The organism is Streptomyces sp. NRRL F-6676 (assembly GCF_000725625.1).
Taxonomy (GTDB): Bacteria; Actinomycetota; Actinomycetes; order Streptomycetales; family Streptomycetaceae; genus Streptomyces.
In genome coordinates this window covers 12,589-35,450 of sequence record NZ_JOHS01000063.1, presented here as the reverse complement: position 1 = coordinate 35,450, position 22,862 = coordinate 12,589, and the positions used below count along the sequence as shown (strand labels likewise).

General features: G+C 69.2%; 19 protein-coding genes and 5 tRNA genes. 14 read left to right on the top strand and 10 right to left on the bottom strand.

The window, feature by feature from the left end; all coding sequences use genetic code 11:
* The 4 genes from IO29_RS27555 to IO29_RS27540 form a co-directional block, all read right to left on the bottom strand.
* The coding region (locus IO29_RS27555; RefSeq protein ID WP_037818316.1) for a GTP-binding protein at positions 1 to 324 on the bottom strand (324 nt) is incomplete at its 3' end.
* Positions 305 to 703, bottom strand: coding sequence for a DUF742 domain-containing protein (locus IO29_RS27550; RefSeq protein ID WP_030382515.1), 399 nt, complete (start codon positions 701 to 703; stop codon positions 305 to 307). The genes IO29_RS27550 and IO29_RS27555, both read right to left, overlap by 20 nt.
* A gap of 110 nt (positions 704 to 813) precedes the next feature.
* The gene (locus IO29_RS27545) at positions 814 to 1,227 is read right to left on the bottom strand and encodes a roadblock/LC7 domain-containing protein (protein ID WP_030382516.1); all 414 of its coding nucleotides are present in this window, start codon (positions 1,225 to 1,227) and stop codon (positions 814 to 816) included.
* Positions 1,228 to 1,236: 9 nt separating this feature from the next.
* Complete coding sequence (locus IO29_RS27540) at positions 1,237 to 5,427, bottom strand: nitrate- and nitrite sensing domain-containing protein (protein ID WP_030382517.1); 4,191 nt, start codon at positions 5,425 to 5,427, stop codon at positions 1,237 to 1,239.
* A gap of 603 nt (positions 5,428 to 6,030) precedes the next feature.
* Here IO29_RS27540 and IO29_RS27535 point away from each other — a divergent pair.
* From IO29_RS27535 to gltX, 3 genes are all read left to right on the top strand, one after another.
* Positions 6,031 to 6,219 carry a hypothetical protein gene (locus tag IO29_RS27535; RefSeq protein ID WP_030382518.1) on the top strand — a complete coding sequence of 63 codons (189 nt, stop codon included), beginning with the start codon at positions 6,031 to 6,033 and terminating at the stop codon, positions 6,217 to 6,219.
* A 288-nt stretch (positions 6,220 to 6,507) separates the two neighbouring features.
* Positions 6,508 to 7,293, top strand: a complete 786-nt coding sequence (locus tag IO29_RS27530) for a fumarylacetoacetate hydrolase family protein (RefSeq protein ID WP_030382519.1) — start codon at positions 6,508 to 6,510, stop codon at positions 7,291 to 7,293.
* Positions 7,286 to 8,761, top strand: coding sequence for a glutamate--tRNA ligase (gene gltX / locus IO29_RS27525; protein WP_078618500.1), 1,476 nt, complete (start codon positions 7,286 to 7,288; stop codon positions 8,759 to 8,761). The genes IO29_RS27530 and gltX overlap by 8 nt, the downstream gene beginning before the upstream one ends.
* A 62-nt stretch (positions 8,762 to 8,823) precedes the next feature.
* Here gltX and IO29_RS27520 read toward each other — a convergent pair whose 3' ends face one another.
* From IO29_RS27520 to IO29_RS27510, 3 genes are all read right to left on the bottom strand, one after another.
* A complete protein-coding gene (locus IO29_RS27520) occupies positions 8,824 to 9,762 on the bottom strand; it encodes a DUF3800 domain-containing protein (RefSeq protein WP_030382521.1) in 939 nt (312 codons plus the stop codon).
* A gap of 163 nt (positions 9,763 to 9,925) precedes the next feature.
* On the bottom strand, positions 9,926 to 10,126 hold the full coding sequence (locus tag IO29_RS27515; protein ID WP_030382522.1) for a DUF397 domain-containing protein: 201 nt from the start codon (positions 10,124 to 10,126) through the stop codon (positions 9,926 to 9,928).
* Positions 10,123 to 10,968: a helix-turn-helix domain-containing protein gene (locus IO29_RS27510; RefSeq protein WP_030382523.1), complete on the bottom strand. Its 846-nt coding sequence runs from the start codon at positions 10,966 to 10,968 to the stop codon at positions 10,123 to 10,125. The genes IO29_RS27515 and IO29_RS27510 overlap by 4 nt, the downstream gene beginning before the upstream one ends.
* A gap of 189 nt (positions 10,969 to 11,157) precedes the next feature.
* Here IO29_RS27510 and IO29_RS27505 point away from each other — a divergent pair, with 189 nt between their 5' ends.
* From IO29_RS27505 to IO29_RS27490, 4 genes are all read left to right on the top strand, one after another.
* The gene (locus IO29_RS27505; RefSeq protein ID WP_234307658.1) at positions 11,158 to 11,556 is read left to right on the top strand and encodes an ATP-binding protein; all 399 of its coding nucleotides are present in this window, start codon (positions 11,158 to 11,160) and stop codon (positions 11,554 to 11,556) included.
* Positions 11,557 to 11,629: 73 nt separating this feature from the next.
* Positions 11,630 to 13,150, top strand: coding sequence for a type I restriction-modification system subunit M (locus tag IO29_RS27500; protein ID WP_030382525.1), 1,521 nt, complete (start codon positions 11,630 to 11,632; stop codon positions 13,148 to 13,150).
* Positions 13,147 to 14,349, top strand: coding sequence for a restriction endonuclease subunit S (locus IO29_RS37065; RefSeq protein ID WP_078618501.1), 1,203 nt, complete (start codon positions 13,147 to 13,149; stop codon positions 14,347 to 14,349). The genes IO29_RS27500 and IO29_RS37065 overlap by 4 nt, the downstream gene beginning before the upstream one ends.
* Positions 14,350 to 14,554: 205 nt before the next feature.
* Positions 14,555 to 18,175, top strand: a complete 3,621-nt coding sequence (locus tag IO29_RS27490; protein WP_030382527.1) for a DEAD/DEAH box helicase family protein — start codon at positions 14,555 to 14,557, stop codon at positions 18,173 to 18,175.
* A gap of 157 nt (positions 18,176 to 18,332) precedes the next feature.
* On the opposite strand, the gene IO29_RS27485 is transcribed toward IO29_RS27490, so the two are convergent.
* Together IO29_RS27485 and IO29_RS27480 are read right to left on the bottom strand one after the other, a co-directional pair.
* On the bottom strand, positions 18,333 to 18,569 hold the full coding sequence (locus IO29_RS27485) for a hypothetical protein (RefSeq protein WP_033226550.1): 237 nt from the start codon (positions 18,567 to 18,569) through the stop codon (positions 18,333 to 18,335).
* Positions 18,570 to 18,612: 43 nt separating this feature from the next.
* On the bottom strand, positions 18,613 to 19,776 hold the full coding sequence (locus IO29_RS27480) for an FAD-dependent oxidoreductase (protein ID WP_030382529.1): 1,164 nt from the start codon (positions 19,774 to 19,776) through the stop codon (positions 18,613 to 18,615).
* A 93-nt stretch (positions 19,777 to 19,869) separates the two neighbouring features.
* Here IO29_RS27480 and IO29_RS27475 point away from each other — a divergent pair, with 93 nt between their 5' ends.
* The 7 genes from IO29_RS27475 (at position 19,870) to IO29_RS27445 (ending at position 22,143) form a co-directional block, all read left to right on the top strand.
* The gene (locus IO29_RS27475) at positions 19,870 to 20,505 is read left to right on the top strand and encodes a TetR/AcrR family transcriptional regulator (protein ID WP_030382530.1); all 636 of its coding nucleotides are present in this window, start codon (positions 19,870 to 19,872) and stop codon (positions 20,503 to 20,505) included.
* Between the two features lie 333 nt (positions 20,506 to 20,838).
* A complete protein-coding gene (locus IO29_RS27470) occupies positions 20,839 to 21,507 on the top strand; it encodes a DUF4241 domain-containing protein (protein ID WP_030382531.1) in 669 nt (222 codons plus the stop codon).
* A gap of 136 nt (positions 21,508 to 21,643) precedes the next feature.
* Positions 21,644 to 21,715: transfer RNA gene (locus IO29_RS27465), tRNA-Gln, on the top strand.
* A gap of 43 nt (positions 21,716 to 21,758) precedes the next feature.
* Positions 21,759 to 21,831: transfer RNA gene (locus IO29_RS27460), tRNA-Glu, on the top strand.
* A gap of 29 nt (positions 21,832 to 21,860) precedes the next feature.
* Positions 21,861 to 21,933: transfer RNA gene (locus IO29_RS27455), tRNA-Glu, on the top strand.
* Between the two features lie 21 nt (positions 21,934 to 21,954).
* Positions 21,955 to 22,026: transfer RNA gene (locus tag IO29_RS27450), tRNA-Gln, on the top strand.
* Between the two features lie 44 nt (positions 22,027 to 22,070).
* A tRNA-Glu gene (locus IO29_RS27445) sits at positions 22,071 to 22,143 on the top strand.
* Between the two features lie 63 nt (positions 22,144 to 22,206).
* On the opposite strand, the gene IO29_RS27440 is transcribed toward IO29_RS27445, so the two are convergent.
* Positions 22,207 to 22,851, bottom strand: a complete 645-nt coding sequence (locus IO29_RS27440; protein WP_030382532.1) for a MerR family transcriptional regulator — start codon at positions 22,849 to 22,851, stop codon at positions 22,207 to 22,209.
* Between the last annotated feature and the right edge of the window lie 11 nt (positions 22,852 to 22,862).

Sequence of the window (22,862 nt, the reverse complement as noted above, 5' to 3'; positions counted from 1 at the left end):
CACCGCGCCGATGGCGCCGCGCACGAGGTCGTCCCACATGAACCAGAAGCGGTCCTGGCCGGGCGTGCCGAACAGGTAGAGGATCAGGTCCTGGTCGAGCGTGATACGTCCGAAGTCCATGGCCACCGTCGTGGTGGTCTTGTCCCCGGTGTGGGTCAGGTCGTCGATCCCCGCCGACGCGGAGGTCATCACGGCCTCCGTGCGCAGCGGGTTGATCTCGGAGACGGCGCCGACGAACGTGGTCTTGCCCACGCCGAAGCCACCCGCCACCACGATCTTGGCGGAGGTCGTCGCGCGACCCCCGTCAGAGCTTGCGAAGTCCACTGAGCACCCTTTCGAGCAGCGTCACGTCCGGAGCGCCACCGGCGTTCTCGTCGCCACCGGGCTGGTGGATGGCGACGAGACCGGCCTCGGCGAGGTCCGCGACAAGAATCCGAGCAACACCCAGCGGCATGGACAGCAGCGCCGAGACCTCCGCGACCGACTTCACCTCACGGCAGAGGTGGCAGATCCGCTGGTGCTCCGGGAGCAGCCCCATGAGCTGCGTCGGGTCGGCCGTCGTGCTGATGAGCGCCTCGATGGCCAGCTGGTAGCGCGGCCGCGTCCGGCCGCCGGTCATCGCGTACGGACGTACCAGCGGCTGGTCGCCCTCGTCCCCGTACGGCTCGGCGTACGGATCATGAGAGGCGGTGGGCGGGGTCATGGATCCTCCGGGCGGGACAGCAGGTCGGTCGGTCGTGCCGTCTGACGGGGCCGGTGGGGGGATTGTGGCGGCCGGACGGTGATTCGGTGAGGTGGGTGGTACCGGGCCGATCAGTGGAGCAGACTGCCTTGGAGTTCGGCGCGCAGGTCCGGTGTGAGCACCGCGCCCGCACGGTCGACCAGCAGCGCCATCTCGTAGCCGACGAGACCGATGTCGCACTCGGGGTGCGCGAGCACGGCCAGGGACGAGCCGTCGGAGATGGACATCAGGAAGAGGAAGCCGCGCTCCATCTCCACGACCGTCTGCGCCACATTGCCACCCTCGAAGATCCGGGAGGCCCCGGCCGTCAGCGAGGTGAGGCCGGACGCGACGGCCGCGAGCTGGTCCGCGCGGTCCCGCGGGAACCCTTCCGACATCGCCAGAAGGAGTCCGTCGGCGGACACGACGACGGTGTGGGACACCCCGGGGGTGTTGTCCACGAAGTTGGTGATCAACCAGTTGAGGTTCTGTGCCGCCTGGCTCATCGGGCTCAACTAACGCTCCTGCTGGTGAGTGGGGCTGGGGAAGCTGCCGGTCTGGCCGCTGCCGGGAGGACCGGCCTGACGACCCTGGGCGATGCCCCGTCGGAGATTGGTCAGCCGGCCGCGTACGTCATCGGGCGCACGCGAGACCTGCGGACCGGTTTGGTGCTGTTGCTGCTGTGCCGTGCCCGGTACGAGGTTGGCGCGCGGCACCCGTCGCGGCAGTCCCGAGGTGGTGACACCACCGGACTGCGGCTGCCGTACGCGTTCCGCCTGCCGGACCAGGTCGTCGTTGGGCGAGCTGCGCCAGGCCGCTTCGGCCGGACGCCGCTCGGGAGCGGGAGCGGGCGCCGGGGCCGCTGCCGGCTGGGGTGCCGGGGCGGAGGGCGCCTGCTGCGGTTCGTCGGCGCGGCCGGCGCCGTGGAACCAGTTGGTCTCGAGAGCTTCGTACAGCGGGGTACGGCCGTCGCCGGGACCGGTGGCCGGGGGCAGCGCCTCCGGCTCGCGGTGCACCGGACGCTGCGGGGCGGCCGGCCGGGGCGCACCGAAGTCGGGGGCGCCGCCGTTCACCTGCGGCCGCTCGAACTGGCCGGTGGACGTGGCCGCCGGGTCCTGGGCGCCGTAGCCCGGAGCCGGGAACTGGCCGGTGGACGACGGGTCCTGGCCGGCGTAGCCCTGCGGGGCGTACTGGCTGGTGTCCTGGCCCTGGTGCCGGTTCTGCCCCTGACCGTGGCCGACGGCCGGGAACTGCCCGGTGTCGTGGGCCTGGTGGGGGGCGGCGTACTGACCGGTGTCGTGGCCGTGCCCGGCCCGCTCGGCGGGGTACTGGCCGGTCTCCTGTCCGCGCTGCGCGGGGAACTGACCGGTGTCCTGGCCCGGATAGGAGGCGGGGCCGCCCGGCCGGGTGGTGCCCGGACGCTGCACGTTCGGGCGCGGGGCGTTCGGCCGGCCGTTCTGGTGGGGGCCGTTCGGCTGCGGGGCGCCCTGCTGCGGACCGCCCGCCTGTGCACCGTTCTGGTGAGGGCCGTTCTGCTGGGGGCCGCCGAACACGTCCGAGCGGACGAACGACCCGGTGTGCTGCGGGCCGCCCGTGTCCCGGCGCGGGAACCCGGCGCCCGGGGCGGAGTAGTCGCCGCCCGGGGTGTTCGGGCCGGTGAAGCCGGCGCCCTGGCTGTTCGGCTGATCGCCCAGCCGGTCATTGAACCCGTGCGGCGGCTCGCCGAGCTGCGGGATCTCCGCGGTCGAACCCGGCCCCTGCCGGTCGTCGATGCGCGGCATCTGCGAGGTCGAGGTGAGGGCGTCCGGCTCCTCGTGGCCGCGCGGGGCGTCCAGCGAGGGGCGCTGCGCGTTCTCCTCGCCCCAACCGGGCGTACGGGGCTGCGGGTTGCCGCCGGGCAGCTCCGCGCGGGGGCCGCCGCGGCCGGGCAGCAGCGGCCTGCGCCGGCCACCGCCCTCACGGGGCTGCCGCTCCTGCGGGGCCCGGCCCGCGTTCTCCTCGAAACCGCCGGCCGCCGGGCGGGCGCCGGGCCCGCCGTCGAAGTTCCCCTGACCCGGGGCGCCGGAGTCCTGGAAGGCCTGGGCTGCCTGGAGCCCCTGCGGGGCGCCGGGAGCGCCCTGGCCGTAGCCGCCGCCTGCGCCCGCGCCCGCCGGGGCCGGCCGGCCCTGCGGGGCACCGCCGGAGGCACCGGACTCGAAGGCGTTCTGCTCGAACAGCGAGGGGGCGCCGCCGCCCGCCTGCGGACCCCGGGCACCGCCCGGTCCGCCCGGCCGGCCGCCCTGGCCCGCACCGGGCAGCGCCGCCCGCGGACCCTGGCCCGCGCCGACCTGCCCGCGCTGCGGGGCACCGCCGAGCAGACCGCCGCCCGCGGAGTCACCGGCGCCGAGCGCGCCGCCGCCCTGCTGGCCGCCGTTCTGGCGCCGGGCCGCGGCCGCGCCGGCCGCGGCCGCCGCGGCGGCCGGACCGCCGGTGGGGCCGCCCGGACCGGGCTTGCCCTGCGGCTTCTTGCCGCCCTGGGCGACATCGACGGGGAGCATGACCAGCGCGGTCGTACCGCCGGAGTCCGACGGGCGCAGCTGGATGCGGATGCCGTGGCGCTGGGAGAGCCGGCCGACCACGAACAGACCCATGCGGCGGGAGACGGAGACGTCCACGGTGGGCGGCGAGGCGAGCCGCTCGTTGATCGCGGCGAGGTCCTCGGGGGAGAGACCGATGCCGGTGTCGTGGATCTCGATCAGCACCCGCCCGTCGGGCAGCGCGTGACCGGTGACCTTCACCTTGGTCTGCGGGGAGGAGAACGATGTCGCGTTCTCCAGCAGCTCGGCGAGCAGGTGCACGAGGTCGTTGACCACGCGGCCGGCGACCTCGGTCGTCGGCACCGCGGCCAGTTCGATGCGCTCGTACTGCTCCACCTCGGAGGCGGCGGCACGGAGCACGTCGACCAGCGGGACCGGGCGGGTCCACCGGCGGCCCGGCTCCTCACCCGCGAGGACCAGGAGGTTCTCACCGTTCCGGCGCATACGGGTCGCGAGGTGGTCCAGCTTGAACAGCGAGGACAGCTGGTCCGGGTCGGCCTCGCGGGACTCCAGTTCGGAGATGAGCGAGAGCTGACGCTGGATCAGGCCCTGCGACCGGCGCGAGAGGTTGGTGAACATCGCGTTGACGTTGCCCCGCAGCAGGGCCTGCTCGGCGGCGAGCCGGACCGCCTCGCGGTGCACGTGGTCGAAGGCCGCGGCCACCTGGCCGATCTCGTCCCGGGAGTGCACACCGACCGACTCCACGGACGTGTCCACGTCCTGCGGGTCGGACTCGGACAGCTGCTGCACCAGCTCGGGCAGCCGGTCCTGGGCGACCTTGGTGGCGGTCTCCTGAAGCCGGCGCAGCGAGCGGATCATGGAGCGGGCCACGATGAAGGCGCCGACCAGCGAGACACCGAGGACGAGCAGGATCAGCGCACCGGAGATGATCGCTTCCTGCTGCGACTCGTTGCGCAGCTCACGCGCCTTCTGCTCCATCTCGCTGAGCAGACCGGTCTCGATCTTCGACATCAGGTCGATCTTGTTCGAGTCGTCGTCGATCCAGTCCTTGTACGAGCGCTTGGACTGCGTCCGCATGCCGTCCGTGTTGCGCAGCACGCGGGTGGCGTAGTTGTCCGAGGCCTCGACGGTGGCGTTGCCGTTCGCGATCGGCTTCAGCAGCTCGGTGACGCCGTCGCCGTAGATGTCCGAGAAGCTCTTCATCTCGGAGTCCTCGCCCTCGAGGGCGGACTGGCCGTACTGCCGGTCGCTCTCGGAGAGCTTGCCGAACGTGTTGTTCGTGGTGGGCAGCGCCGCCGCGATGATCGCGCGCTGCTCGGAGGCGTACTCCTTGGCGGTGGAGAAGGCCGTCAGCGCGCGGGTGCGCTGGATCATCTCCGGGTTGCTGGTCGCCTGCGCCATGTCCTGGGAGAGGTCGAGCAGCTGGGTGATCAGCCGGTGGTACGCCTCGACCGTCTGGGCGGAGTTCTTCTCGGTCTGGTAGGCGTCGTTGCGGATCGAGCTGAGGTTGCCCAGCTCGCCCACGAGGCCCACGACCGTCTCGCGCACACCGGAGAGGTTGCCGTCGCCGGCCGCGTCGTTGATGTCCTGGGTGGCGTCCACGAAGCTGACGCGCGCCTGGTCGGTCTTCTCGCGCGCGCCCTTGACCGAGAAGTCGTTGGCCTTGGCGCCGTTGGACAGCGGGCCCGCCGACTGGTCGCGCTCGTTCTGGAGCGCGGCGGCCAGCTCGGTGGCCTGCTGGGTCATGTTCGTCAGCAGCTCCATGTTGTCGAGCTGCTTGATCTCGTCCATGGAGTCGCTGATCCGCAGCGCGCCCAGCGAGGTGGCGGCGACGACGGGGAGGGCGAGCAGGGAGACCAGACGAGTGGAGATGCGCCAGTTGCGCAGGGCTATTCGCGGGCCGGGACCGGTCGGGCCGGCGGCCTTGGGCTTGGCCGGCGGCGTGGCGTCCGGGGCGGCGCCCGGGCGTCCCGCGGCCGCGGCGGACCCGCCGCTGCGTCCCTGGGCCGAGGAGTTCCCGCCCGGACGGCCGGAGGAATCGGACCCGGCGGCGGTCGGCGCCGGGTTCTGGGCGCGCTGGGGGGAGGAACTGCCGGCATTGGGGCCAGTCCCGCCGTGCGGCTCCGGCTCCGCCGAAGCACTGCCATCCCTCTTGAAACGTCCCTGCACTAGCGTCGCAACCTCTGGACCAGGCGCCCCTCCGCGTGAACGGCGGGACGGTGTCGGCGTCGTAGGGGGCGCCCTGAAATACGCCCCCCATGGTGGTCGTGAGTGACCGGCGCTGGTTCCCCCTATCTCGCCGCCACCCGGCGCTGGTGCGCCCCCTGTGCGCCGGCTCGATCCTGCGGCGGTCCGTGAGATTCCAGCACAGTGCCGGATCTCCAACAAGGCCCATGGGCGAGCCCGTGACCACGGTGACGGGATGTGAGGGGTGGATCACCGGGCGTAGAGGGGCCGCGCGTACATAACGGACGTATCCCTACGAGCCGTTGGCCAAGGCTCGGTGTCCCAGTCGCCATGATCAGGAGAGGAATGTACGAGTTGGACAGGTAACGCACCTTTCGTGTCCGGAAGGTGTGGGTCCGATTCGACCTTTTTATGTATGGGTAAGTGAGCAAACTCACATGGGGATCAAGGGGTCTTCACGAGTTCCCCCGGGAATTGGATGTTTAGCCTGACGCTTTACAGAGAAGGCGAATCCGACAACCCGCCCGGAGCGGCCCCTTCGCGGGAGCACCGCCGGGCGCTCTCACGACGAGGTCCGGTACAACCGTGAAGACGACGATGATGTTCCGCAACATTGCCAACCCGCGCCGCACGACCCTGGCCCACCTGACCGACGCGGACGACCTGGAAACGTTCGAGCACCCGGAACACCCCGTCGACCTCCCCACCCAGACGGCCAACCCCCGCCGCACGGTACTGATGGAGATCCCGGCACAGGGGCCCGCGGCGGAGTAGGGGGGCCGCGCCCCATAGGGGCGCGGGGCTGTACGGGATCTGCGGCTCCGCCGCGCGGGCGCGACCAGCCCCCACCCACCCGCACCCGACCACACACCCCCCGGGGTCCAAGGGGCGGAGCCCCTTGAAGGAACGGGAAGGGTAAGGGCGGCGGGGGCGAAAACCCTCCCCGGGCGAACCCCCGCCCCCGCGCGCTAGCCTGGTCACCCAACCCCCGCCGGCCCGCCCCGCGGCCGCGAGCCGGCACAAAGACGACCAGGTCAACAGACAGAGGGGCACGAGCATCCCGTGCGCATCGCCAGGTTCTCCATCGACGGCAACGTCGCCTTCGGCGCGGTGGAAGGCACCCGCCCCGACGAACTCGTGCTCGACATCATCAAGGGCATCCCCTTCGCCGACTTCGAACTCTCCGGCACCAAGGTCCCCCTGAACAAGGTCCGCCTCCTGCCCCCCGTCCTCCCCAACAAGGTCGTGGCCTTCGGCCGCAACTACGCCGACCACGCCCGCGAACTGGGCAACGAGGTCCCGGACGCCCCCTTCGCCTTCTTCAAGCCCTCCACCTCGGTGATCGGCCACGGCGACGAGATCGCGTACCCCTCCTTCTCCGAGGACCTGCACCACGAGGCCGAGCTCGCCGTCGTCATCGGCCGCATGTGCCGGGAGGTCCCCCGCGACCGCGTCAAGGACGTGATCCTCGGCTACACCTGCGCCAACGACCTCACCGCCCGTGACGTCCAGCGCCGCGAGAAGCAGTGGGCCAGGGCCAAGGGCTTCGACACCTCCTGCCCGCTCGGCCCCTGGGTGGAGACGGACATGGACCTCGCCGCCGCGAACGACGCGACCATCCAGCTCACCGTCAACGGCGAACAACGCCAGCTCGGCCGGACGAGCGAGATGATCCACCCCATCGAGGACCTGATCGTCAACATCACCGAGGCCATGACGCTGCTCCCCGGCGACGTCGTCCTCACCGGCACCCCGGCAGGGGTCGGCCCCCTCCACGTCGGCGACGAGGTCGCCGTCACCATCGAAGGCATCGGCACTCTCACCAACAAGGTTGTCAAGCGTGGCTAGCGCACCTGTACGCGTCCGTTTCTGCCCCTCGCCCACCGGTAACCCCCACGTGGGCCTGGTCCGCACCGCCCTGTTCAACTGGGCGTTCGCCCGGCACACCGGCGGCACGGCGGTCTTCCGCATCGAGGACACCGACGCGGCCCGCGACTCCGAGGAGTCCTACCAGCAGCTCCTCGACGCGATGCGCTGGCTCGGCTTCGACTGGGACGAGGGCCCCGAGACGGGCGGCCCGCACGCGCCGTACCGCCAGTCGCAGCGCATGGACCTCTACAAGGAGGTCGCCCAGAAGCTGCTCGACGCCGGCCACGCGTACTACTGCTACTGCACCGCCTCCGAGCTGGAGGAGCGCCGCGAGGCCGCCCGCGCCGCCGGCCGCCCCTCCGGCTACGACGGCACGTGCCGCACGGTCACGCCCGAGCAGAAGGAGCGGTACGAGGCGGAGGGCCGCGAGCCCATCGTCCGCTTCCGCATGCCCGACGAGGCGATCACCTTCGACGACCTGGTCCGCGGCGAGATCACGTACCTCCCGGAGAACGTCCCGGACTACGGCATCGTCCGCGCCAACGGCGCCCCGCTCTACACCCTCGTCAACCCGGTGGACGACGCGGCGATGGAGATCACCCACGTCCTGCGCGGCGAGGACCTGCTCTCCTCCACCCCCCGCCAGATCGCCCTCTACCGGGCGCTGATCGAGCTGGGCGTCGCCAAGCAGGTCCCGCACTTCGGCCATCTGCCGTACGTCATGGGCGAGGGCAACAAGAAGCTCTCCAAGCGCGACCCGCAGTCCTCCCTCAACCTCTACCGGGAGCGCGGCTTCCTCCCCGAGGGCCTGCTCAACTACCTCTCCCTGCTGGGCTGGTCCCTCTCGGCCGACCGGGACATCTTCTCGGTGGCGGAGATGGTCGCCGCGTTCGACATCTCCGACGTCAACCCCAACCCGGCCCGCTTCGATCTGAAGAAGGCCGAGGCGATCAACGCCGACCACATCCGGCTGCTCGACGTGAAGGACTTCACCGAGCGCTGCGCCCCCTGGCTGAAGGCCCCCTTCGCGCCCTGGGCCCCGGAGGACTTCGACGAGTCCAAGTGGCAGGCGATCGCCCCGCACGCCCAGACCCGCCTGAAGGTCCTCTCCGAGATCACCGACAACGTCGACTTCCTGTTCCTCCCGGAGCCGGTCTTCGACGAGGCGAGCTGGACCAAGGCGATGAAGGAGGGCTCGGACGCCCTCCTCCGCACGGCCCGCGAGAAGCTCGAATCGGCCGACTGGACCTCCCCCGACTCCCTGAAGGAGGCCGTCCTGGCCGCCGGCGAGGCCCACGGCCTCAAGCTCGGCAAGGCGCAGGCCCCGGTCCGCGTCGCCGTCACCGGCCGCACGGTAGGCCTCCCCCTCTTCGAGTCCCTCCAGATCCTCGGCAAGGACACGACCCTCGCCCGCATCGACGCGGCCCTGGCGAAGCTCGCGGCGTAGCTCTCCCGGCATACGGCGGGGCGGCAGCTGTGAAGCTGCCGCCCTCCCGCATGTCCGCCCGTCTACGGGAGAAGGGGCAGACCGCCGTCCGACTCGGTCTCGGACCGCTCGGGGGCCGGAGCACCCGGTTGCCCCGGAAGGGCGGGAATCGGCCGGACAGCCGTCTTGGCCGGACCGAACATCAGGCTGGACGACTGCTGGGTCCTCCGGTCCGAGACGACGATCCCGCCCCGCCATTTGCCCACGGGGTCCTGGTAGCGGAACTGCATCTTTTTGAGTCGTGCGCCGAACTCTTCCCGCAGTGGCGCATAGGCATCGTCGCAGTGCACGTTCCACGTCACGTCGGAGAGGTAGGCGTGACAGGCGATGGGGAAGAGCAGCGACGAGACCAGGAGATCCGCCACCTGGAGAAGCGTGTGCGTGTCACTGTGACCAAAAACAGGCGACTCGATGACCCCGCGCAGGCTGTCACCGCCTGCCCGGTACTTGCGTGTGGTCACGCAGTGCACATTGGGCGCGTTCTTCACCTTGGTGCGGCTGTCGAGCACCATCATGCCGCGCGAGTGCTCGTGGGCGAGCTGTGCCTGAAAGGTCTCGTTCAGCGCGGCGACGGAGGCGGGGTAGACCCCGGACTCGTCGAAGGCCAGCCCTTCCTCCTTGATCCACACGCGGGCGAGGACGCGGGCTTCGTGAGCCTCCAGTATGTCGAGCAGTGAGGCCACCAGATCCATGGCCGCACGTCGCCAGTTGTGGTTGCCGGCGCGGAGGTTCTTGCGGACGTCCGCGCCCTTGATCTCGTGCTGGATCACCTCGGAGAGCTGCTCGGCGTTCCGTAACTGCGGCCGGTAGTGCTTCTTGACGTCGAGGAAAGCCCAGGTGAGGGACTTGACGTGGTTCCGGGGCACGGTGAATCCGCCGACGACGAGTACGGGAGGGGCGTCGGGTCTGGCAGGGTCGAGTGTCTGCCCGTTGCCCGCCTCGTCGATGTAGCAGAGATGCACCGAACCTCCCCGGAACACGTCTGTGGCCGCCCCCGAAGGGACGGCCACAGGGTCTGCGCAGCCATATGCGCGGTGTTTTGCTTGCTGAGCCCGATCCTGCCAAGGCAGCTACGGACGGTCAAGCCAGGCGTCACACACGGTTGACCGACGGATCGGGTTTCGGTCAACCCTGGCGGGCGAAGCCGAGGAAGGCGGACCAGGTGGTGGGGTGTACGTCGAGGATGCCGTGGGTGGGGACCTTGGAGTCGCGGATGTGGATGGTGGTGGGAGCGGTGGCGATTTCGACGCACTCGCCACCTTCACCGCCGCTGTAGCTGCTCTTGAACCACTGGAGGGGCTGGAGGTCGGACCGCTCGGTGTTCATAGCTCTCCTTGCAGCAACTTCTCGATGTGGCGCAGGGATTCGACAGGGGACAGCGCCTGGGCTCGCAGGATTCCATACCGGACGGACATCGTGCGCACGGTTTCGCGGTCGGTGATCACCTGCCCCCTTCCTTGGCTTTCCACGTAGGCGACAGCCTCTCCGCCTCGTGGCGTCATCAACGTGAATGGCCCATCCGCGCCCGCGTGATCCTCGCTTCGGGTGAGCATCACCTGGATCTCCACGTTGGGGTTCTCCCCTACGAGTCGCAGATGCTCCAACTGCTCACGAAGCACACCGAGCCCGCCGTAGGGCCGTTGCAGCACGGACTCCTCGATCAAGAAACTGAGTGTGGGTGCCGGGCGTCGCTCGAAGATGCTCTGCCGAGCCATGCGAGCGGTGACCATTTGCTCGATCTCGGGCTCGCCGCGACGAGGCCGACGGACAGTGAACATGGTCCGCGCGTAGCCCTCCGTCTGCAGGAGCCCTGGGATGGCGAGGGCGGCGTAGGCATGGAACTCGACGGCCTCCTCCTCGATCCGAGCCGCGTCACGGAAGAAGGCCGGGTACCGGGTGAGCGCCACCGGCCGTTTCATGGCGAGCAGCATCCCCTCGGCCTCCAGCAGTTGGTCGAGCCGATCGATCGTGTTGGGGCGTGCGATGCGCCGGCCCTGCTCGATGGCCGCCATCTGGGCCTCGCTGTACCCGATGAGCTGCGCCAGGGCAGCCTGGGTGTGCCCGGCCCGCTCGCGCAGGATCTTGATCTGCCTACCGAACGACCGCAACAACTCGTCGGCCGGGTCTTCGCTCCGCCGCGTGGCGGCCTGCTCCGGAATCTGCGTCATGGTTTCCCTCCAGCACCTGGCTCACCACCGCCCCCGACAGGGCACCCACCGCAGTCGTACAACAGCGCTGTGTGAGGATGTCGTTGCTGGTCAAGGTAAACGCGTCGGCCCACGCTCGTGGCCATGACGACAGAAACGCACTCTTCCGAGGACACGGACCGATACCTGTGGTCCGTGAGGGAGTTCCGCATGACCTTCACGGCCACGCCCCGTGGCGCCCGTCTGGCCCGCAGGCTCGCCTCCCACCGCCTCGACGCCTGGGGCCACCCGTACGAGTCTGACGTGAACGCCACGGTGACCCTGATCGTGGCGGAGCTCGCCACGAACGCCGTGACGCACGGCCGCGTACCTGGCCGCGACTTCAGGCTGTGCCTGTGGCTCGACCCGGGCGCGGGCCTCGTACGGGTCGAAGTGACGGACACACGTGACGACCGCATGCCACCCGAATCACCCTCACTGCCGTCCGAGCCGGACGCGGAGACGGGCCGCGGCCTGTGCCTGGTCGTAGCGCTGGCGAACCGCTGGGCGGTCGTGCCACGCACGGACGGAGGGCCGGGCAAGACGGTACGTGCGGAGGTCGACGTCTGAGGAGCCCGGTGGGGCTGGGGCAGAAGATGCAACCTGATCCGCCTCCGGGCTCAGGGGTCGTAGGATCCTCCGTGTGATTACGGGCGAACTGAAGAGCAAGGTGGGACGCGTCTGGGACGCGTTCTGGTCGGGCGGCATCTCCAACCCGCTGGAGGTGATGGAGCAGATCACCTACCTGCTCTTCATCAAGCGGCTGGACGAGATCCAGACCCGCAAGGACCGCAAGGCGACGGCGACGGGCAAGGCCGACCCGGCCCCCTTCTTCTCCAAGGACCAGCAGGATCTGCGCTGGCAGAACTTCAAGGTCAAGGACCCCGAGATCATGTACGGGATCGTCGCCGACGGCGTCTTCCCATACCTGCGCGGCATGGGCGGGGACGAATCGACGTATTCCCATCACATGAGGGACGCCCGGTTCACGATTCCAGGGCCCAACCTGCTGGCGAAGGTCGTCGACCTGCTCGACGACATCTCCATGGACAGCAGCGACACCAAGGGTGATATCTACGAGTACCTGCTCGCGAAGATCGCCACGTCCGGTCAGAATGGTCAGTTCCGTACGCCGCGCCACATCATTGACCTCATGGTCGAGATGACCCAGCCAGGTCCCCGCGACGAGATCTGCGACCCGGCGTGCGGCACGGCCGGCTTCCTGGTGCAGGCGGCGTCTTACGTGCAGCGGGTGCACCGCGATGCGCTGCTCGACAAGGAGCAGCGAGAGCACTTCAACGAGTCGATGTTCCACGGTTTCGACTTCGACTCCACGATGCTCCGCATTGGTTCGATGAACATGCTGCTGCACGGCATCGAGAGGCCGGACATCCGCTACCGCGACTCGCTCGCGGAGAGCGCGGCCGGCGAGGCCGAGCGCTACTCGCTGATCTTGGCGAACCCCCCCTTCGCAGGGAGCCTGGACTACGAGTCCACGGCGGTGGACCTCCAGCGGATCGCCAGGACGAAGAAGACGGAACTGCTGTTCCTGGCCCTATTTTTGCGGCTCCTGAAGCCCGGTGGCCGGGCCGCCGTCGTCGTCCCGGACGGGGTGTTGTTCGGTTCGACCAAGGCTCACAAGGAGCTGCGCCGCATCCTGGTGGAGGAGCAACAGCTCCAGGCGGTGGTCAAGCTCCCGAGCGGGGTCTTCAAACCGTACGCCGGTGTCTCGACGGCGATCCTGTTCTTCACGAAGACGGAATCGGGCGGCACGGACCACGTCTGGTTCTACGACGTGCAGGCCGACGGCCTGAGCCTGGATGACAAGCGCAATGCCTTGCTCCCGGAGAACCGCCTGGGCGTCCGCCCGCAGGGCGCCCCGCTGACGCCGAACGAACTTCTGAAGAACAACCTCCCAGACGTCCTGGCCCGCTGGCGAGAACGGGATGGTGCGGAGCGGGACCGGGCGAGGACAGAGCAGAGCTTCTGCGTACCCAAGGCGGACATCGCGGCCCAGGGGTACGACCTCTCCCTGAACCGATACAAGGAGATCGTCCAAGAGGAAACCGTGACGCGGACGCCGACGGAAATCCTGGCGGACCTGGAGCGACTGAACGAAGAGATCGCCAAGGGCACGGAGGAGCTGAAGGGGATGCTGGCGTGAGTCGATGGAACGAGGTTGCCCTGGGGGATGTGGCTGAGATCTCACGCTCCGTCGTCGAGCCGCAGGGACTTCCCCGCGGGACCAGGTATCTGGGGCTGGAGCACATTGAGCGAGGTGGCCGCATCCTTGGTGACGCTACCGTGGAATCGGAAGGCGTCATCAGTTCGAAGTTCACCTTCGTCGCGGGCGATATCCTCTATGGGAAACTCCGTCCCTACCTCGGGAAGATCGCAGCCCCAGACTTCGCCGGCGTGTGCAGTACCGACATCATCCCGGTGCGCCCGGGGAGTGATCTGGTGGGCAGGTACCTGCTGCATTACCTGCGGCAACCCAAAATGATCAGACTTGCGAACGCCCGCGCGACGGGTGCCAACCTTCCCCGACTGGCGCCGAAGGAACTGGCCGGGATCCGCGTCCCGCTTCCGCCCCTCGCGGAGCAGAAGCGCATCGCCGCCGTCCTCGACCAGGTAGACACGCTTCGCGCCAGGCGTCGAGAGGGCATCGCTCTCCTCGACGATCTCGCCCAGTCCGTCTTCCTCGACATGTTTGGTGATCCTGCGAGTAACCCCATGGGATGGGAGCAGCGTAATCTCGGCGAGGTCATCTTGGATGGTCCGCAAAACGGATTGTACAAGCCTGCGGGGGATTATGGTGACGGTGTTCCTATTTTGAGGATCGATTCCTTCCAGGTGGGAGAATTGAAGCCTCCTTCGCAATGGAGACTAGTTAGCGCAAGCCTGCTGGAGCAAGAACGTTACAGCCTCCAAAAGTTTGACATTGTCATCAATCGTGTTAACAGTCGGAGTCATCTGGGCAAGTCCGTATTGGTTGGAGAGGTGCCCGGGGGTTCCGTATTCGAATCGAATATGATGCGCGTTCGCGTTGATCCTTCTGTTGTGCGCCCCGAATTTGTTGGAAAATATCTACAGTCGGCATTCGTGCGAAGGTGTATTCTTGAGTCGGCGAAAGACGCGGTGAATCAGTCGAGTATCAACCAGCAAGACGTTAAGGGGTTGCCTGTATTCGTTCCCCCAATGAGGAGTCAACGCGAATTCGAGGCGGCGCTCGAACAGATTCGAGGCGCCCAGCGCAAACATCGCACTCACCTAGCCACCCTCGACGAACTCTTCACCTCCCTCCAGCACCGTGCCTTCTCCGGCACCCTCTGGGATCATGAGGCCTGCGGCGAAGCCGCGTAAGTCGCTCTCGCCGTACCCGGTGCACCGCACCGGCCGCATCACCAGCACCACACGCCACCCCCACGGCCGGGCAGGGGAGCCCGGCCCCCCGGGTGGCGTTGCCGTAGCAGACAGACGGATACGTCGGCCTCGTGCGGGTCGGGGGACGCCGAGCCCCTGGCCCGTACGACAGGGCCGCGACAGGGGAGAGGGACACCGCACCGCCATGGGCAGCGACCAGAACGGTCAGAACAATCAGCGCGGCCAGAACAGTGACGGCCAGGGCCAGGCCGGCCACGACAAACACGCCCGCGATCGTGCCGCCGCCAGTAACGTCGGCCGCGCCGCGGGCGGCAACTTCGCCTTCCTCCGCGCCGAGTGGCCCGCCCTCTACGACGAAGCGATCCGCGCCGAGCGGCTGATCCACCATGACCCCCGGGCCGCCTGCTTCTACGCCCGCCGAGCCATCGAGATCACCGCTCGCTGGATGTACGACACGGACAGCAGCCTCACCGAGCCCTACAAAAAAGACCTCGCGGCGATGCTCCACGAGCCGACCTTCAAGCTGCTCGTCGGGCCGACGGTCAATGCCAAGATGAACCTCATCCGCAGCCACGGGAACAACGCCGTGCACAAGGCCGCCCCCGTCCCGAGGGCCGTTGCCGAGGCCAGCGTCAAGGAGCTGTTCCACTCCCTCTACTGGTTCGCCCGGACTTACACCCGCCAGCCCGCCGCGCTGCCGCCCGCCGGGCTGGCGTTCGACACCAGCCTCGTACCGCGCCCCCTCTCCCCTCAGGCCCGCGCGCTGAAGCAGGCCGAGCTCAAGGCCAAGGAGGCGGAGGACGAGGCACGTTTCAAGGAGCAGGCCGAGCAGCTCGCGGCCGAGCGCGCGCAGAATGCGGACCTCGCCCGGCAGCTCGAAGAGCTCAAGGCGCAGGTCGCCGCCGCGAAGGCCGCCAACCAGGCGGTACAGGACACCCACGACTACGACGAGCAGGCCACCCGCGACGCCTTCATCGACCTGCTCCTCAAGGAGGCGGGCTGGGACCTCCTCACCCCGGGCAAGGACACCGAGTACCCGATAGCGACAGGGATGCCCACCAAGACGGGCAAGGGGCGTGTCGACTACGTGCTCTGGGGCGACGACGGCAAGCCCCTCGCCGTCGTCGAGGCGAAGAAGACCCAGCGGGACGCCCGTGACGGTCAGCAGCAGGCGAAGCTGTACGCCGACGCGCTCGAGAAGCAGTTCAACCGCCGTCCGGTGATCTTCTACACCAACGGCTACGAGACCTATCTCTGGGACGACGCCCCGTGGGGCGAGAAGAAGGGCTATCCGCCCCGACTGGTACAGGGCTTCCTCACCAAGGACGAACTGCACTGGCGCATCCGCCAGCGCGCCGGACGTCTCTCCCTCACCGCCACACCGGTGAACGAGAAGATCGCCGGCCGTCCCTACCAGCTCCGCGCGATCAAGCGGGTGGGGGAGACCTTCGAGCGGGACCGGGGCCGTCAGGCACTGCTCGTCATGGCGACAGGCACTGGCAAGACGCGTACCACCGTCGCCCTCGTGGACCAGTTGATGAAGGCCGGCTGGGCGCAGCGCGTGCTGTTCCTCGCCGACCGGCAGGCCCTGGTCACCCAGGCGATGAAGGCGTTCAAGGAGAACCTGCCCAACACCCCCGCGGCCAGCCTCCTCGACGACAAGGCGGCCTCGGCCCGCGTCTACCTCTCCACGTACCAGACGATGATGAAGCAGATCGACGTCGTGGATGGCGCGGGCCGCCGCCGTTTCGGGCCGGGCCACTTCGATCTGATCGTGATCGACGAGGCGCACCGCTCCGTGTACGCGAAGTACGGCGAGCTGTTCCGCTACTTCGACTCGCTGCTGCTCGGCCTGACCGCCACGCCCAAGGACGAGATCGATCACAACACGTACAAGCTCTTCGCCATGGAGGACGGGGTTCCCACCGACTCCTACGGCCTCCAGGAAGCCGCCGCCGAGGGCTACCTCGTGCTTCCCAAGGCGGTGAAGGTGCCGCTGAAGTTCATGGAACACGGCATCCGGTACGCGGACCTCTCCGAGGAGGAGAAGGCCGAGTGGGACGCCAAGGAGTGGACCGAGGACGGGGACATCCCGGACGCGGTGGACCGCCACGACATGAACAAGTTGCTCTTCAACAAGGACACTGTGGACAAGATGCTGGAGACGCTGATGACGCGCGGCCACCGCGTCGAGGGCGGCGACCGGCTCGGCAAGACGATCGTCTTCGCGAAGAACAACGACCACGCCCGGTACATCGAGGAGCGCTACAACGCCAACTACCCGCAGGGCGGTGGCCACACGGCGCGCGTGATCACGTACAAGGAGACGTACGCCCAGTCCCTCATCGACGACTTCTCCAACCCGAAGAACCCGCCGAACGCCCCCGACATCGCCATCTCCGTCGACATGCTCGACACCGGCATCGACGTGCCCGAGGTGGTGAACCTGGTCTTCGCGAAGCCGGTCTTCTCCAGGACCAAGTTCTGGCAGATGATCGGTCGCGGGACCCGCCTGCGCCCCGCCCTCTACGGCCCCGACCCCGACAACCCCGACCACAACAAGCAGAACTTCTACGTCTTCGACTTCTGCGGCAACATCGACTTCTTCAACAGTCAGCTCGACCGGTCGGAGGGGCGCAGGGCCGTCACCCTCACCGAGAAGCTCCTCCAGCGCCAGCTCGACCTGGTCAGGGTCCTGGACAAGCGGCAGCAGCCCGACCCGGCACGGGACGCCGGCCCTGGCGCGATCAACAGCGAAGCGGAGATCCGCTGGTCGCTGGCCCACCGGCTGCACCACACCGTCACCGGCATGAACCTGGACAACTTCCTGGTCCGCCCGCACCGCCGGGAGATCGAGGTCTTCAGCGACTTCGGCCGCTGGCACCGGGTGGACGACGACGCGGACACCGCGCTCCGCGAGCACGTGCTCGGCCTGCCCAGCGAGTACCGCCCTGACGACGAGGAGACGGGCGAGGAGGCCAAGCGGTTCGACCTGATGGCGTACGGCCTCCAGCTCGCGGCCCTGGAAGGTGGCAAGGAATTCCCGAAGCTCCGCACGAAGATCCAGGACATCGCGTCCAACCTGCTCACCAAGACCAACATCCCGGCGGTCGGCGAACAGGCCGCGTTGTTGGAAGACGTGGCGGGCGACGAGTGGTGGAGCGACGTCACTCTCCCGATGCTGGAGGGCATGCGGCGCCGTATGCGCCGACTGGCACGCCTCACCGACCCCAAGGTGAAGCGGAATGTCGTCTACACCGACTTCACCGACGAACTCGGTGACATCACCGAGGCCGAGATCCAGGGAATGCCCCAGGGTACGGATGAGCAGCGCTTCAAGCAGAAGGCCCGCGCCTACCTGCTGCGCCACGAGGATCAGCCGGTGGTGCGCAAACTGCGTCTCAACGAGCAGATCACCGAGCTCGACCTCGCGGCCCTGGAGGAGATCTTCCTTACGGAGGCCATCGCCTCCCCGGAAGACCTCGACGAAGTCCGCTCCTCCGGTGGCCTCGGACTGTTCGTCCGCGGACTGTGCGGACTGGACCGTCAGGCCGCGCAGAAGGCGTTCGAGGCATTCTGCGCCGGCAAGCAGTTCAGTTCCCGCCAGATCGACTTCCTGGCACTGATCATCGACACGGTGGTCAAGCGAGGGATCCTGGGTCTGGGCGACCTCTACGAGGACTCGTTCGCCGACCTTTCGCCCGGCGGCCCGGACGACCTCTTCACCAGGGACGAGCTCGAAACCCTCAAGGTCATTTTCCAGGAACTGGAACGGACGGCCAAGCCTACGATCCTGGCTGCCTAGCCCGGCTGTACAAAAGGGGATGGCCTGCACCGGACCAGCATCCGGCGCAGGCCGCCCTCGCAGCACCGCCACCCTTGCCAGAAGGTCCCTTCGCGTCGGCCGTCGGCCGGGATGCTGTTGCGACACAAGCGGCGGAGGGCCGGTGCCCGTCCGCTGGTCAGGGTGACGAGCGTGCCGCACGCCTGCGCCGCAGCAACCAGGTCACCTCCGTCACCGCCCCCGTCACCGACAGGCCCACCGCCAGGGACTCCCTGAACTCCTCCACCCTGCTGCCGTCCTCCGCGACGATCACTGACAGCGCCGTCATGACGGTCGTGATCACCAGCCCGATGGCCAGGTTCTTCCGTACGCGCGTCTTCAGCAACTGCCCCTCCTTCTCGATGCGGCGCCACACGGGGGGCCATCCGTTTGGGGCGCGTCCCGCAGTGAACGAGGCCCTACCGTGAGGCGCCCACGGCGGGCAGGGACGGCGGCTCGTAGTCGTACAGATAGCCCTGCGCCCGGTCGAAGAACGGGAGGAGCACGCGCATCTTCGCCTGGTCGATCTGTCGCTTCACGGCGCCGGGCCGCTTCGTCTCACGGGCGTTGTGCCCGTGCTTGAGCAGCTTGTCGATGCGCGGGCGGCGTGCCGTGTCGTAGGTCCTGAGCGCCGCCGGGACGCTCGGAGCCCCGCTCAGCGCCGCCGCGAGCTCCAGCGCGTCCTCGATCGACACCGAGGCGCCGTGTCCGACGCCGACGGGGTGGGCGGCGTCGCCGACCAGGACCATGCGCCCGCTGTGCCACGTCCGGACCGTGTCGCAGACGTTCAGGTAGCCGGACGCGACGATCTCCGTCGCGCCTCCGATGATGGTGCGCGGCATGGCCTCGGGGAACAACTCGGTGATGCGCCGCAGCCATTCGGCGTCGTCGATGCCCCGCAGGTTCGGCTTGACCGGATCCCCGATCTGAGCCGCCCACCACTGGGTGTTCTCGTCGATGGTGGTGTGGACGAAGGCGCCGCTGCGCGCGTAGGTGAGGTTCCAGACGCCGGTCTCGAGACCCTTCACGTGCGCGACGCCGGCGACCCCGTAGAGCCCCGCGTACTCCGCGCGCGGCGCGGACGAGTCGATCAGCCCGCGCACCGTCGACCAGATGCCGTCGGCACCCACGAGCAGCTCCGCGCTCTCGCGCCGGCCGGAGGCGAATTCGGCCACCACACTGTCCGCCGACTCCGTCGCGCCCACCAGGCGTTCGCCGGTGACGATCTTCGCGCCCGCGTCGAGCGCCGCGCGCCGCAGGATCGCGACAAGCTGTCCGCGGTGCAGCGCGACGCTGCGCATCGAGTCGGTCTCGCGCCGAAGACGTGGCGCGTCGCCCAGGAGGTGGCCGCCCGGCGTGTAGAACCGCATCCGTTCGACGGGGTACCCGGCCGCCTGCGCCTCGTGCAGGAGGCCCAGCTTCTCCAGTGCGCGCAGGCCGTTGACCGCCAGGCCGAGGTGGGCGCCGACCTCCTCGGGCGGAACCTCGTACGCCTCGTAGACGGTCACCTCGTGGCCGATCCGCCGCAGCGCGAGGGCCATGGCGGGCCCGGCTATGCCTCCACCGATCACGATCGTGCGCATGAGAGCCTCCCTGAATTCATGTTCACTGAATATTGGTTCGGTGAAAGTGTGTTCCGATACGCTGGCGCCTGTCAACAGCCGAGGGAGGACGACATGCCGCAGGGCTCCGTCAGTCGAAAGGTCAGGGCGGCCCAGACGCGTGCCGCGCTGCTGGACGCGGCGCGGGGGCTGTTCAGCGAGCGCGGCTACCTCAATACGAAGATCACCGACATCACCGCCGCGGCCGGCCGCTCGACCGGCTCCTTCTACGAGCACTTCGCCGGCAAGGAGGAGCTGCTCCAGGCGCTGCTCGCCGAGATGGAGGGAGCGATCGACACGCGCATGAGGGGCCTGGAACACCCCCGCGACCACGACCTGACCGACCGCGAGCAGTTGCGCGACCACCTCGATGCCGCGTGGACCGTGATGCGGCAGAACCGCCCGGTCGCGCTCGCGCTGTTCCAGGCGATGGTGGCCGACGATCCCGGCACGGGCCGGGCCTGGCGCGACCTGCGCGCGCAGACGGCGACCATCCGGGAGCACCTGGAGTACCTGGTCGAGCGCGGACACCGGCTGCCGGGCGACCCCGAGTTCGTCGCGGCGTCGATGGGCGCGATGCTCGTCACCCTCAACTACGCCCTGCTCACGCCCCCCGGCGGCGAGGACGCCCCGGACGTCGTGGACTCCCTCACGGACCTGCTGCTGTACGGACTGACCGGACCGGCGCCACGGGCGGCGGACGGAACCTGAAGGACGGGGCCGGGCCGCTCCCGCGCCGGCCGGGGGAGGGGTGCCGCCGCTCCGGCGGGGCCGGGAGGCCGGGCCCGGAGGGCCGCGGCCGGCGGACCGCGGCGGGGTGCCGCGAACTCGGCGCACGGGAGCGGCCGTTGCCCGCCCGCCGCCGCGGACCGCGCCCGGACCGGCCGCGGGACCACCGCCGTCGCCCGCGTCCCCGCTCCCGCCGGTCCTCGGCGGCACCGCCCCCGCGAGGTTCCCGGCCCGGAGACTAGTCTTCGGCATTCCACCGTTCCTCGCCCGCCCCGACCCCGGCCGCACGGGCGACGCACCCCGGAAGGGCCCGTCATGCCGATGACCGCACGCGACTACGCGTGGCTGTTCACCCCCGGTTCCACCTTCACGTACGAGTCGGGAACCGTCGGCACGCTCCATGTGGCCGACGGCGGTGAACTGTGGCTGCCCACCGGGCAGGTCGTGGCCTGCGATCCCTTCGTGTCCCTCGGGCGGGGCGAGAGCGAACCGTTCACCGTCGCCGTCGAGCCCGGCCGCTACCGCGTCGAGGCCGCCGTGGCGACCCTGACCGAGCCCGAGGAGCCCCCGTCCGAGGAGCCGCACCTGCGTGTGGCCGCCGCCCGGCTGGTCGTGCGCGAGGAGCCCACCGTCCGCTGGGAGCCGGCCCTGTGCCCCGGCCAGGACACCGCCGCGCTCGGCGAGGACGAGTTCTACGGCTACGGCGTGGACGCCGGCGCCGGCTGCTTCTACGACGCGGCCGCCGACGCCTCCTTCGCCGAGAGGGAGGGCGACGAGGGCCCCGTCTGGGACGCCTTCGAGAACAGCGACTGGGCCCCGGGACCGCACCTGGTCACCGCCCCCGGCACCGGCCACACCCTGGCCGCCTTCTCCTCCGGCTGGGGCGACGGCGCGTACCCCACCTGGATAGGCCGCTCGGCGGCGGGCGAGGTCACCTGCTACCTCACCGACTTCTTCGTCCTCCCCGACCCCGACGAGGGCTGAGCCGTCACAACCCGTTTTGGAGCGCCGTCCACCTTCGGGTAATGTTCTTCCTGCGCCACCGCGGAACGGGCCGAGAGGCATCGGGAACCGGAAGCGCAGAACTAGAACAAAAACCCCGCAGGGGCTTGCGTTCCAGTGGCCTATGGTGTAATTGGCAGCACGACTGATTCTGGTTCAGTTAGTCTTGGTTCGAGTCCAGGTAGGCCAGCTCGCAGACGCTTCAGTCTGCACCAGCGGATCTCATCCGCGAAGCCCCCGTTGTGTAGCGGCCTAGCACGCTGCCCTCTCAAGGCAGTAGCGCCGGTTCGAATCCGGTCGGGGGTACGGGTTCCGATCATGTCGGAGCCGCTAGGGCCCCCGTTGTGTAGCGGCCTAGCACGCCGCCCTCTCAAGGCGGTAGCGCCGGTTCGAATCCGGTCGGGGGTACTGACTGGTCTAAACCATCATTGGTCTATGGTGTAATTGGCAGCACGACTGATTCTGGTTCAGTTAGTCTTGGTTCGAGTCCAGGTAGACCAGCTCGGATCTGCGGCGGTGCAGCATTGAGCGCTCGTACGATCCACGCCCCCGTTGTGTAGCGGCCTAGCACGCCGCCCTCTCAAGGCGGTAGCGCCGGTTCGAATCCGGTCGGGGGTACACGAGAAGACGAAGGGCCCTCCCTCGGGAGGGCCCTTCGCCGTGTGCGCGGCAGGGTGCCGCTCAGACGATGCCGTACCGCCGCGCCGACTCCTCCTCCTGGGCCAGCCGGTGCAGCGCCCGCAGGACCGGTTCGAAGAGCACCGCCGCCGCGACCGCCATCTCGGCCTTCTCCGCATCCGACTCGTGCGTCTCCAGGAAGTCCAGGTCGCGCGCCGCCACCTGGCGCATCAACCGCGCGTAGGGCACCAGGACTTCGGCGTTCCAGTCGTAGCCGAGCCGGATCAGCGTCGCCACCGTCGTCACCAGCGAACGGTGGACGGGGGAGAGGTCGCCCAGCTCCCGTACGGAGTCCCAGCGCACCTCCGTCAGCAGCCGCTCCACCTCGCGCCGGGCGGCGGTCACGGCGGGGTCGTCCTCGTCCGGCGCCGGCGGCTGCGGCAGCGCCCACAGGGCCGCGCCCAGCCGCATCGTCCGGCCCAGCGACTCGTCGTCGATGTGTCCGAGGACCTCCTTGGCGGTCGCCACCGGGATCCGGCCCACCTGGATCAGCGCCCGCACCAGCCGCAGCCGGCGCAGATGCTCCTCGTCGTACTCCGCGGTCGTCGCGTTGACCTGCCGGCCCGGCGCCAACAGGCCCTCGCGCAGGTAGTACTTGATCGTCGCGGTCGACACCCCGCTCCGCTCGCTCAACTCGGCCAGCCGCATCCCTTGCGCTC